Annotated in this window: 14 protein-coding genes; 7 read left to right on the forward strand and 7 right to left on the reverse strand. The window is 60.2% G+C overall.

Going from position 1 to position 11885, the window contains the following annotated elements:
* Positions 1-107 precede the first annotated feature (107 nt).
* The 3 genes from NGM15_RS15125 to mntA all read right to left on the reverse strand — a co-directional run bounded on the left by NGM15_RS15125 (position 108) and on the right by mntA (position 1676).
* The gene (locus NGM15_RS15125; protein ID WP_253432704.1) at positions 108-566 is read right to left on the reverse strand and encodes a hypothetical protein; all 459 of its coding nucleotides are present in this window, start codon (positions 564-566) and stop codon (positions 108-110) included.
* A gap of 241 nt (positions 567-807) precedes the next feature.
* Positions 808-1230, reverse strand: coding sequence for a type VII toxin-antitoxin system HepT family RNase toxin (gene hepT / locus NGM15_RS15130; RefSeq protein ID WP_253432707.1), 423 nt, complete (start codon positions 1228-1230; stop codon positions 808-810).
* Positions 1230-1676, reverse strand: a complete 447-nt coding sequence (mntA, locus tag NGM15_RS15135; protein ID WP_253432709.1) for a type VII toxin-antitoxin system MntA family adenylyltransferase antitoxin — start codon at positions 1674-1676, stop codon at positions 1230-1232. Before mntA ends, hepT begins: the two co-directional genes overlap by 1 nt.
* A gap of 248 nt (positions 1677-1924) precedes the next feature.
* Between mntA and NGM15_RS15140 the strand changes: the two genes are divergently transcribed.
* From NGM15_RS15140 to NGM15_RS15155, 4 genes are all read left to right on the forward strand, one after another.
* Positions 1925-2854, forward strand: a complete 930-nt coding sequence (locus NGM15_RS15140) for an ROK family protein (protein ID WP_253432712.1) — start codon at positions 1925-1927, stop codon at positions 2852-2854.
* 218 nt (positions 2855-3072) lie between these two features.
* A complete protein-coding gene (locus NGM15_RS15145; RefSeq protein WP_253432715.1) occupies positions 3073-4077 on the forward strand; it encodes an aldo/keto reductase in 1005 nt (334 codons plus the stop codon).
* Between the two features lie 157 nt (positions 4078-4234).
* Complete coding sequence (locus NGM15_RS15150; protein WP_253432718.1) at positions 4235-4558, forward strand: hypothetical protein; 324 nt, start codon at positions 4235-4237, stop codon at positions 4556-4558.
* Between the two features lie 202 nt (positions 4559-4760).
* The gene (locus NGM15_RS15155) at positions 4761-5477 is read left to right on the forward strand and encodes a phosphatase PAP2 family protein (RefSeq protein ID WP_253432721.1); all 717 of its coding nucleotides are present in this window, start codon (positions 4761-4763) and stop codon (positions 5475-5477) included.
* Between the two features lie 184 nt (positions 5478-5661).
* On the opposite strand, the gene NGM15_RS15160 is transcribed toward NGM15_RS15155, so the two are convergent.
* From NGM15_RS15160 to NGM15_RS15170, 3 genes are all read right to left on the reverse strand, one after another.
* Positions 5662-6132, reverse strand: a complete 471-nt coding sequence (locus NGM15_RS15160) for a response regulator (RefSeq protein WP_253432723.1) — start codon at positions 6130-6132, stop codon at positions 5662-5664.
* 114 nt (positions 6133-6246) lie between these two features.
* On the reverse strand, positions 6247-6786 hold the full coding sequence (locus NGM15_RS15165; protein ID WP_253432725.1) for a winged helix-turn-helix transcriptional regulator: 540 nt from the start codon (positions 6784-6786) through the stop codon (positions 6247-6249).
* Between the two features lie 699 nt (positions 6787-7485).
* Positions 7486-8451: a transcription initiation factor IIB gene (locus NGM15_RS15170; RefSeq protein WP_253432727.1), complete on the reverse strand. Its 966-nt coding sequence runs from the start codon at positions 8449-8451 to the stop codon at positions 7486-7488.
* Positions 8452-8822: 371 nt separating this feature from the next.
* Between NGM15_RS15170 and NGM15_RS15175 the strand changes: the two genes are divergently transcribed.
* From NGM15_RS15175 to NGM15_RS15185, 3 genes are all read left to right on the forward strand, one after another.
* Positions 8823-9659, forward strand: a complete 837-nt coding sequence (locus NGM15_RS15175; RefSeq protein ID WP_253432729.1) for an alpha/beta fold hydrolase — start codon at positions 8823-8825, stop codon at positions 9657-9659.
* A gap of 440 nt (positions 9660-10099) precedes the next feature.
* Positions 10100-10969 (forward strand): CPBP family intramembrane glutamic endopeptidase, encoded by an 870-nt coding sequence (locus NGM15_RS15180; protein ID WP_253432731.1) that lies wholly within the window; start codon positions 10100-10102, stop codon positions 10967-10969.
* The gene (locus NGM15_RS15185; protein ID WP_253432733.1) at positions 10962-11099 is read left to right on the forward strand and encodes a hypothetical protein; all 138 of its coding nucleotides are present in this window, start codon (positions 10962-10964) and stop codon (positions 11097-11099) included. The genes NGM15_RS15180 and NGM15_RS15185 overlap by 8 nt, the downstream gene beginning before the upstream one ends.
* On the opposite strand, the gene NGM15_RS15190 is transcribed toward NGM15_RS15185, so the two are convergent.
* On the reverse strand, positions 11096-11812 hold the full coding sequence (locus NGM15_RS15190) for a CPBP family intramembrane glutamic endopeptidase (protein WP_253432734.1): 717 nt from the start codon (positions 11810-11812) through the stop codon (positions 11096-11098). The genes NGM15_RS15185 and NGM15_RS15190 overlap by 4 nt on opposite strands.
* Positions 11813-11885: the final 73 nt, after the last annotated feature.

Consider the following 11885-nt stretch of genomic DNA (forward strand, 5'->3'; position numbering starts at 1 on the left):
CCTCGACGCGTTCGAGCGCCACGCTCGCGAGGTGGACGGGAACTCGACGTCTGTGTCCTGCGAACCTGAAACGGACGTGCGTCACCGTTATCCGAGGAGCGTACCGATCAGACGATCGCCGCGTACACGAGCAGGCTTACGAGCCCACCGAGGATCGCCGCGCTGAGAAACAGCAACGACGGTGACGCCAGCGTCGGCCGTGCTGGCTCACCGGTTCCCCCTCTCCACGGCTCTAGCACGTCCGCGATCGTGTACACGCTGACCGCACCCAGGAAGAGTGCGATTGCACCGAACACGCTCGCGTCGTAGCGCACGCGGACGAACGGGCGGTCGAGCGTGTGGTGAAACGCGAACAGGTCGGCCCAGGCGGTCCCGTGGAAGGCCTCCAGCTGGGCCTGATAGACCGGTGTGACGTGATAGAAATCCGGGCCCAGGCCCCAGATGCCACCGACGACGACTAGCCACAGCGGCCACCGTCCGTCGAGGTCGTACCGGGCCGCCAGCGGCGCTGCCACCAGGAGGACGAGCGAGGCGCCGACGAGGAAGTGAACGATCGCGGGGGCCATCTCGAGGCGTGACTGTGCGGCCGTCGGCCGTAAGTACGAGCGCCGTAACGCGGAGTCATCGGTGGTTTACGGATCGCTATGGTCGGTTACGCTGCTCGTTCTCGGTGTTCGATTATGCTTCCGGCGTCTCGTTGATCTCGAGAGGAATAGCGTGGTAATGGCCGGTTATGGCGGGTGAGCGACTACGCTGCCAGTAACCGATTCGTCGGCGGGATGAGAAACGACCTCGGATTCGACGGCATCAGCGCTGCTGAAACCAGATTGCGATTTCCTGCTGAAACCGGTCGAGCCACTCGAGATCCTCGTGAAGGACGTCGTATACGAGGTCGTGATCGATGTGTCCGTACCGATGCGCGAGATGGTTCCGGAAGCCAACGGCCTCTGCGAGCTTCGTGCCTGTCTCCTCGGAGACGATCGCTGCGTCTGCGAGCGCCTCGATTTCTTCACGCGACGTTTCTGCAGTCTGGAGTTCCTCAGCTGATCGGATGTGACCTGCCAGGTCGATACAGGACTGAATCGCGTTCATCAACGACCGTTCGGCAGCGCGCTGGAGAACGATATCGTCGAGGTACTCGGCTCTTCTAACCTCGCGCATCTCCTTGCACTCGTCTGTGTACTGGTTGATCAACTCGAGTCGACTGATAACAATCTCGTCGTCGACCATCAAATGTCGCCTCTGGCAAGGCGGTCGATAAATTCGCGTTGCTGTCGTTCTCGCTGTTCAGCCGTGTCGGCGAGGCGTTGCTCGAGCCGTCGTTCGTCGACGCTTTTCGCTTCCTCGTCTCCGTAGACGAGAATCCCGTTTTGGAGGGCATTGAGCGCGACGGTCTCGGGGAGTGTCTCGAAATCGCTCACGTCTACGAATGAGGTCGCGTGGGACTGGATCGTGCTATCGATCCGATTTCGCTGTCGAAACCGGTCGCGTCGGGAGCACTCGTCTGCGAAACGCAGGCATACGTCGAGGTCCGACGTCGACGTGTTCGATCCAGTGGCATACGATCCGAATACGACGGCATAGCGAACGTCGCTCGCTTCGAGTACCGATCGAACCCCCTCAAGGTCGACGTCAGCTGCGAGCACGTCGTCCGGGTCGCGAGCCCTGTCCCGCATACTTCCAGTTACGTTTCGAACTGTCTTATAATATCGGCCAGTCCGATTCGAAACCTGTGAATTCGCAACTCGACCAAATTGGGTTCGCCAGCGGAATCGACGGAATCGGGTTCGCAACGGAACTGTTGCACACGCGAAATTCGCCCCGAATGTGGCGTGTCCGCTGGTTGTTCGGGAACTCACGATCCGACGCTCACGCCCGCTTAGTAACAGAATACCTTTACCCCCTTGCCGATTTTTCGAGTCCAATGGATCGGATAGCCGTCTTTGGCATTGGCAGTACTAATTTTCGCTCCGTTCTCGGATCACCATCTGAAGGATTCCTGGAGGAAGTTACGACTGAACCGACACGACCGTACGAACTCGAGACCCAGACGCTCGAGGCACTCGAGCGCCTGGCCGCAAAAGTGGACGGTGACCTCGACGGGGTCGGCATCGCCACAGCCGGCCTCGTCGACGACGCGGGCACGGTTTTTTCGTTCGACACACCCGGCGGGGAGACCGTTCCGCAGGTCCGACTCGCCGAACGAATCGAGGCGTCGTTCGGCCTCCCGACGGCGGTTGCGAACGACTGTACCGCCTCGGCCCTCGGGGAGTACGCCTTCGGCGCCGGCGCGGACTATCGCACGGTCGCCCACGTCACCTTCGGAACCGGGATTGGCGGCGGGGTCGTCGAAGACGGGCACCTGCTCCGGGGCGAACACGGCCACGCTGGCGAGGTCGGCCTGCTACCCATCGTCGCGGACGGGGACCTCGAGAGTTGCGGCGTGCGCGGGGCGTGGGAGGCATACTGCTCCGGGCGAGGAATCGCGCAGTACGTTCGCTCCCTACTCGCGGAGGAGTCCCGGGAGACGACGCTCGATCACGAGACCGTGACCGCCGAGGCGGTGTTCGAGGCCGTCGACGCCGGCGACCAGGTTGCCGAGGACTACCTCGAGCGAATCGGCCGGCTGAACGCCGCGGGCCTCGGCGGGGTCTGTAACGCCCACGATCCGGGGCTGGTGACCGTGGGTGGCGGCGTCGCGCTGAACAACGCCGACGTGCTCCTCGAGACCATCGAGGCCCACCTCGACGACTATCTGTTCGTCGAGCGACCCGCGCTCGAGGTGACGCCACTCGGAGACTTCATCGGCCTGTACGGGGCGCTGGCCCTCGCGGACCAAAACGGACGGAAGTGAGGAAGCGAACGCATTCGTACCGTGCTCGAACCCGGCGAAGCGCCGCTGGATCGAGACTCTGGGGATTCGCCGAGTGAATCGGGGGAAGCGTGCATCGACCAAACGCAAGTCCGTGGACAGGCAACTCACGCTGCCTTCTAGCTCGAGTTTGGCACGCAAATCCAGTCCTCGACGGAGCCCGCCAACCCTTAACACGCTCGCAATGGCAGTGATACCGTATGCACTACCGACGACTCGGAACGACGGGACTCCAGGTCTCGCCGCTCTGTCTCGGCACGTGGCGCTTCGGCCAGGAATCGAACGGGGTCCTCGAGACCGACCGTGAGACGGCCCACGACCTGCTGTCGGCGTTCGCCGACCGGGGCGGGAACTTCATCGACACCGCCAACGGCTACGGCGACGGCGACTCCGAGCGCTGGATCGGCGAGTGGCTCGCCGAGCGTGACCGCGAGGACTACGTCGTCGCCTCGAAGTGCTTCTGGTCGACCGTCTCGCGCTTCCAGGAGAACCTCTCGAAGAAGAACGTCCGGGCGGAGGTCAAGGGGTCGCTCGAGCGTCTCGGGACAGACTACCTCGATGTGCTCTACCTCCACCGGTTCGACGACGAGACGCCCATCGAGCAGACGCTTCGGGCCGTCGACGATCTCGTGAGCGACGGCAAAGTCCACTACGTGGGCCTCTCGACGGCCGACGCCTGGAAGCTCACGAAGGGGCTGTGGAAAGCCGACGTCGACAACTACGAGGCGTTCACGGTCACTCAGCCGCTCTTCCACGCGGCCTACTACGAGGATGTCGCCGAGTACCTCGACGTCTGTGCCGACCAGGACCTCGCGGTCTGTCCGTACTCGCCGCTGGCCGGGGGCTTCTTGACCGGGAAGTACGACCGCGCCGGCGAGGATACCTACGACCTCGACGCCCCCGAGGGGACGCGCGCCCAGCTCGACGACCGCTTTCTGGACTACTACGTCTCCGAGCGCGGCTGGCACGTCCTCGAGGCGGTCCGGGAAATCGCCGACGAGTGCGACGCCTCGCCCGCCCAGGTCGCGATTCGCTGGCTGATCGACCAGCCCGACTTCGACTGCGTCCCGATAATCGGTGCGCGGACGGTCGACCAGCTCGAGGAGAACCTCGGGGCCCTTGAGGTCGACCTCTCGGACGAGCAGTTCGATCGCATCCTGGAGGCGCGCTACGACGAGCACGGAAAACTGTACAGGACGGGGTAGTGGACGACACCGGGGCTGGGACTCGACCCGGGTCCGAACGAACGACGGGACTTAGGGTGATTCGAGGAGAAAGCTCACAGCTTTCGATCCACAGACTCACGGCGTGCGACAGCGGCGTAGATTGATGAGAGGCAGCGATGACGGATCACGTGTACGTATGTGCGACGACGTAGAGTGGATGGACTCGTCCGATCGGCCGATCCTGGTCGAACTCGCGACTCATCTCGGGTGGGTCACCACCGAGAGTCTCTCGCTCAACCTGCCCTACTCGGCCTCGCACGTCACCGAACGGTGCCGAGCGTTCGAGACACACGGCCTGGTCGTCGCCCACGACGCGGCGACCGCCTACCGCATCTCGAGGCTCGGTCGTCGCCTGCTCTTCGAAAACGCGTTCATCGAGGCGTTTTCTGGGGACGGAAACGAACGGAACGCGGACGCTGCAACGACGCTCGAGTTCATCGACGAAACGCTCGAGGGGTAAACGTATCGAGGGGGGTCCGAGACTGAACCTCGAGAGGACACTGGACCTCGAGAGAGATGTCAAGCAATGGGTTTTTCGTGTCACCCCCTGACGTTTCGGTGATGAATCCCGATATCGTGAGGCGCGCCGGTGGCCTCGCCGACCTGTCGACCGCTGTCTCCTCCCGTCGAACAACCGACCACGCAGCCTCCCTCGAGAACCGATGAGTCGCAGTCTCGGTGTCACCAACGCACTTCGCGAGGTCGTCCCCGAGTGGTCGCTCGAGCTGTTCGTCGCTCTCTCGATGCTGGGCGACCTCGTGGTGATCGTCCCCGCACTCGCCGTCCTCTATCTGACGGACGTCGGGCAAAGCCTCGTTCGAGACGATCGATCGGAGCCACTGTGCTCGACCCGGACGGCGTTTCTCGTAGCGGTCGTCTTCGGCGGGTGTGCCCTGGTCGTGCTTTTAAAGGGACTGTTCGCGTTGCCGCGGACGTCCCTCGAGCTTCAGGTGGCCGAGGCGAGCGTGTACGGTTTCCCGAGCGGGCACACGATGGGCGCGACGATTTTCTTCGGCTCCCTCGCGGCGTGGTTCTCGGTCGGCCAGCTATGGAGCCGGTTTGCGGGTGCCGGGCTGGTGATCTCGCTGGTGGGTTTTTCACGACTCGTGCTTGGCGTACACTACCTCGTCGACGTCCTCGCCGCCGTACTCTTTGGAACCGGATATCTCGTCGCCATCGCGTGGCTCGCGAAGGGGCGCCCCGAGCGCGCGTTCGCCGTGGCGATCGGCATCGCCGTTCTGGCAACGGTGGTGACGGGTGGGAGCGCTCGAGCCCTATTGGCGCTTGCGGGGACAGTAGGAGCGGGTGTCGGGTGGCAGGTCATCGAACTGCCGTCCGTTCGTGGGCGGATGGTAGCCCTGGTCGGACAGACCGAGTAATCGTACCTCTTTGGCCGTTTTGGTACCTGGCCCGACGCCCCTTCGCACGGGTTACGAGACCCACAGACCAGTGTTGGAGACGTCCTCCTTCGTTGAATCGAACTCTCTGTCGATACTGGTTAAACCCCAGAATCGTCGTTCGGCCCCCGAGACCACAACGCCGAGCGAGAGATGACTGTCCTGGTCAATCGTCCTCACGCTTCGACGCCCAGCCGACCGAGAGCCAGACGGATTCGAACGTGCGGACGGTGTCGATGAAGTCGTCGGGGTCGACCGGCTTCTCGAGATAGGCGTCGGCCTCGGGAACGATCGATTTGACGAAGTCGTGTTGTGTTTCTGAAGTCGTCAGGACGATGACCGGAAGTCGTTCGAACTCGGGCTCAGATCTGAGTTCCTGCAGGACTTCGTCACCGTTCTTTCGCGGGAGATTCAGATCCAGGAGGACGATGTGGGGCCGTGGTGCGTCTGCATGGTCACCACGCTGGTAGAGAAAGTCGAGCGCGGCAATCCCGTCGTTCACGACGTAGAGCGTGTTCGCGATTCGACCGTCCTTGAAGGCCTCTTCCGTGAGACGAACGTCGCCGGCGTTGTCTTCGACGAGCAAGATATCTACCGACTGATGAAAGGAGGGCAACTGATTATTTACGATTTTCATCGCGTTATCCCCCCATGCCCTGACGTTCGAATTCGTTTGATATGGGCGTTCTGACCAATTCTTCAAACTCGACAGATAGTGGTCATTAAATAGGGTGGTGGAGTGATTGAATCCTTACTGCTCCGTCCACTGTCCCGGATCCGATACCGTTTCTAATTCGGCACGGGCCTCTGGCACCAACCGTGAAAGTACCGTCGTGTTACGACGTTCTTGTTCGATCAGCCCTTTCTCCTCGAGACGGTCCAGATGGTGTGACACCGTGCTGTCAGTTCGATCGACTTCGTTCGCTAGATCGGTTACGCTGACGGGTTCGAGGCGGGCAATCGCCTCCAGGATGTCTCCGGTCGGTTCGTGGATAAATGCGGCACGGAGCTGATTCGTGTCGCTCCCAGCGGGATAGTACCAGACCTTCCCGAATACCGTCTCGGAGGCGAGTAACTCCGCCTGTTCGAGTACATCGAGGTGATACCGAAGCGTCGAGCGGTGGAGGTCGTGGGTCTCTCGAAGATCACCGACGTATATCCCGGACGTCTGATGGACCGTCTCGTAAACCTCCTTGCGGACGTCGTGTTCCAGTAGATCAGCGCTCCTGGAGTGGCTGTGGCCAGCCAGAAAGATGATAGACGTGACCGTGGAGGGCGATATCGAGAGCATTGTCTCGGACGAAGACGTGCTATCGATCGTATCGTCGAGAACCTCGATCTGCTCCGTGCCGTGATGACTGTGTGTCACAGGTTCGCTCGTTGGTTCTCCGATTGCGACCCCGGTCGCTGCCAGGCTGTTCAATACGAGGACAACTCCAACGGCTGTGATCAGGATGGCTCGTGTTGGTTTGATGAGCATGGGTTCTGCCGTTCGTTCGTCGTTGTTCGAACCGGATCTGTGGCGGTGCACACGGGCAGACCCGTGATTTCAATCGTCCGTGGACGCTGTCGGGAGGTGAGCGGCTTTTTACCGGTAATGTGACCGGTCAATGTCGTCAGGTAAAAAAAGCACACTTACTTCTGCCGGATTTTCTTCCTCTTTAATAGATGGTGTGGGGTGATTTTCTTCCTCTTCAATAGATGGTGTGGCGTTATTGACGAATGAAACCATTCCAGAACCGAACCAGTAACAACTGATCGATACAGACGGAGGCATAACTCGCTACGACCTCGTTTGACTCGGGTGTTCGTGTGATCGGGACTCACGAGTGCGACGCGGTCGTCAATCTCGAGTCTCAGCCTACCCGCGGCCACAGAAGGAAATAGCGGTTCTGAGCACCTGTAGATCGAAAAGCAATCGTTCTATTCGAGGAAAGTTCCTGGTATCGATCGGAACCCCTCTGTTTGCGAACAACGAGATAGATTTCGGCTACTCGTGAATTCCCATCGCGCTAATCTGCTCCTGGTATCGATTCCGAATCGTGACCTCGGTCACCTGGGCAACGTTCGCGACTTCCCGTTGGGTCTTTTTCTTGTTACAGAGGAGCGCCGCCGCATAGATGGCGGCTGCGGCATATCCCGTCGGCGATTTCCCCGACAGCATCCCCTTCTCGGCCGTCACGTCGATGATCTCGTTGGCCTTCGATTGTACTTCTTCGGGCAACTCGAGTTCCGAACAGAAGCGAGGGACGTACTTCTTCGGATCGACGGGCTGCATCTCGAGGCCGAGTTCCTTCGAGATGTATCGGTACGTTCGACCGATCTCCATCCGGTCGACCCGCGAAACGGCGGCAATTTCGTCGAGGGATCGCGGAATGCCCTCCATCCGACAGGCCGCGTACAACGTGCTCGTGGAGACGCCCTCGATGGACCGTCCACGGATGAGGTCCTCCTCGAGCGCGCGGCGATAGAGGACGCTCGCGACCTCACGGACGGAGCGCGGAACGCCCAGGGCAGAGGCCATCCGATCGGTCTCGGAGAGGGCGAACTGGAGGTTGCGCTCGCCCGCGTCCTTGGTTCGGATGCGCTCTTGCCACTTTCGCAGCCGATTCATCTGGCTGCGCTTTTCCGAGGAGAGGGATCGCCCGTAGGCGTCCTGGTTCTTCCAGTCGATCGTCGTGGTGAGGCCCTTGTCGTGCATCGTCTGGGTCGTCGGCGCGCCAACGCGCGACTTGCTGTCGCGCTCGGCCGCGTTGAACGCTCGCCACTCCGGGCCCCGGTCGATCGTCTCCTCTTCCAGAATCAGTCCACAGTCCTCACAGCTAATCTCGCTCCCGTCTGCGCTTCTCGAGAGCGACGTCGAATCACACTCCGGGCAGGTTCGAACACCCTCTTCTCCAGTGGTTTCGTGCTCTGTCTGCGTTTCGCGTTCTGTCTGGGAAGTCAGGCGTTCCATTACCACTCATTAATCCTCGAGAGAGTTAAACGCTGGGTGGTATCGAGATGAGACTGTGTGATTAAATATAAGTAAAATAACAATTCATCGTGGTCATCGAGCAAGCCCCTGGATTCGCTCGTCGGACGAATACGTGGGGCTATTCGGCTCTGTTGAAACGGTCAACCGTTGATAGGAATATTGGGCTTAAGACAGAGGATGAGTTCACCACGACGCCGCCATTTTCCGTCGATGACGGAAGCAGGACTGATCGCCCATGGAATGTAAAGTGTTAACGTGCTACACGGGCTAGGAGAGGTGAGCGTTCTTCGGTTCGACGGGCAGTCAACGAATACTGTGCCGACGAGCTCTCGGAATAAAGAGGCCCAACCATGGCAAACGTAAGGACACCAAACACAAGCGAAGAAATGGAAACAGTCACGTCAGCAGACGGGACTGAGATTGCCTTCGAACGGACGGGGAGCGGGCCACCGCTCGTGCTCGTTGCTGGAGGAGCGACCACTGATCACACGCGATGGGATCAGGCTGGCGTTCGTCCTGCCTTTGCGGAACATTGTACGGTCTACGCGATGGATTGCCGTGGACGCGGCGAAAGCGGCGACGCTGACGAGTACGAACTAGAACGCGAGGTCGAGGACGTGGCCGCAGTCGTCGACGCGATCTCCGATCCAGTGACGCTGCTTGGCCATTCCGTCGGCGCCCTTTATTCGCTGGAGGCAACCCTCCGAACTGACAATATCGACAGACTCATTCTGTATGAACCCCCCATCGCGGTCGGCGATCACGAACTCGGCGTGGAAGCGGTTGTTGATGGAATTGAGACGCTGCTTGCCGATGGCGAGAAGGAGCAGGCACTCGTTCTGTTCCTGCAAGAAGTCGGCGGGCTATCCCCGGAGGAACTCGATGCCCTTCGCTCGGCACCGACCTGGCGGGATCGAGTGGACATAGCCCACATAATCCCCCGCGGATTGAAAGCAGTTGCCGAGTACGAATTCGATGCTGACCGGTTCACCGACCTGACCACACCGGCCTTGTTATTGTCCGGCAGCGAGAGTCCTCCACTTTACAGAGACGGGATTGATGCGGTCAACAAAGCGCTCCCAAACAGTCGGACCGTTACTTTCGATGGGCACGCACACGTTGCGATGCTTACCGCGACAGACCACTTCCTTGACGAGGTGCTTGCGTTCATCCGTGAATCGAACTAACGAATCAACTCTTCTCTTCAACAGTCGTTCGATAGATACTCCTCCCGAACCGGTAGCTCGACTAAGGTGGTGGGAGTAGTCACGGCGCGAATGTGGTAACAGGTAGTGGCCAATGAGGTGGGGGAGTGATCGACCGGTATCGGTAATACCTGGTTAGCCGAAACCCATCGTGGATTCGGTCGAAAATTCCCAGTCGGTCACTCGTGATACGCTCGAAAACGGGCAAGAAGGCCGATACCTCGAGCGATCAGAGATGAACTGTTTACTGCTGTCCGATCCAAGTACCCCTACAGCACGCAATTGAAACTGCGGGCACTCTCGAAGCGATGGCGGATGACGACTCTCATCTCGGGAGAATCACCGGCCAATAAACAATCGTCGCGAGCGAAGAAACAGGTATGATCGCGACTGCTCGGTCGTGGATCGCTCAGCATCGTCTAGTGAGTTTTCTTGTCGTCACGTACGCGTTCACCTGGACAATTCAGGCAGTACTCGCAGCGACGGACATGGAGGCCTCGTGGACGCTGTCGATTCTGGTCGGCTTCGGTGCGTTCGGGCCACCGGTCGGTGCAGCGGTGGTCCTCTGGGCGAGCGGCGGCGACCTGCGCTCCTGGATTTCGCAGTTATTTACGTGGCGAATCGGCGTACGGTGGTGGGTCCTCGCGCTCGGTCTTCCGATCGCCATTCTTGTCGCAGGGAGCGCCCTGTACGCACTCCTTGGCGGTCCGATCGACGTCGGTTCGCTCCCGTTCGTCGGCATCTACGTCTTCGCGATGGCGTGGGGCATTATCTGGGGTGGCGGGCAAGAGGAACTCGGCTGGCGCGGCTTCATGCTCCCCGTTCTGCAAGCGCGCTACAGCGCGCTCACGTCGAGTATCGTCGTTGGAATCGCCTGGGCAGGGTGGCACCTGCCGCTGTTTCTCAACGCCAATACTACCCACGGCGGGTGGCCGCTCTCCCAGCAGCTCATCTGGGTCGTGACGATTCTCGCTGGGTCGGTGCTTTGGACGTGGATGTACAACAGCACGGGAGGGAGCGTCCTCGCCGTCGCCGTTTTCCACGCAGGCATCAACGCCATGGGAATCTTTCATCCTGCGGACAGGGACGCACTCGCCCCCGGTGGGGTTCCAGATCCATGGCTGAATTTGCTAGCCGAAGCCACCACCGGAGTCGTACTGGTTGCGATTGCTGTCGGACTCGTCATCGTGTACGGTTCGTCGCACCTCTCACCGCGACGGCGTCCTGGCCCCGAGGCCATCGGTCTCGACGCCCCTCGAGAGTCGCGCGTGGAGGACGGCGACGATGACTGACAACGACGACAACGAAGTCGCGTCTCGACGTGCGATCGGGCATACATTAGCGACTGCAAGCGATTACGACGATGGGTTGCCGTTCGATACAGATTCGTGGGCGGCGGAAGCCAAAGAGAACGCGAATTAGTTCAGTTCTCCTGCTCTGTAGGAGAGACGGCCTCCAGTGAGAACAACGAGGAGTGCTGCGATTATAGAAAAAACGATAGCACCTAACGCCCCACCATCGATGACGATGGCAGCCCAACCACCGTAGGGTAACTCATCGAAGAGGCCTCCGAGAAGCGAACTACTTGCGTTCCCAGCAGCATGAAGGAGAATAACGATCAGCAGGCTACCACCACTCCCGTTGAACACCCACGTGTAGATAAACGAGGCCCCAATGGCAGTCACCATGAACGCGCCGAATTCCCCAACCGTGACTGGACCGAGGATAGGCGTGAAAAATGCTGGTATATGATAGAGGCCGACAAGCGTTCCAAGGATGAGTGTCCCCCAAACTGGCCCGTAGCGCTCTTCTAACCGAGGGAGTGCAAAGCCCCGCCAACCAGGTTCTTCACCAATCGATGGGATGAGAATCCCCGCCAGTACAAGAGGGAGGAAGACGGTGAAGAACTGGGTCCAGTTCTCGGCGAGCGCTGTGAGCGGGTCTACCCCGAGAACACCGACGTAGCCGAGAATCCATGCAAACAGGAACCCAAATAGAGCGACGACGTACCAGCGAAGGCCCACTCGCCACTGTTTGATCCGCCCCAACAATCGACGTACGCCCGCCCGCCCCTCTACCACAGAAGTCACGAGAATAGCTGCGAGTGCGGGTCCTAGTGTTGCAAATACGAACATCACGACCCCAATAGCATCCGGCAACGTATACGGTAACAAGCCCAGGCCAATGGGAGTCTCACTGACCGACCAC

Origin of the sequence: Natronosalvus halobius (assembly GCF_024138145.1) — an archaeon.
In the GTDB taxonomy this organism is placed as follows: domain Archaea; phylum Halobacteriota; class Halobacteria; order Halobacteriales; family Natrialbaceae; genus Natronosalvus; species Natronosalvus halobius.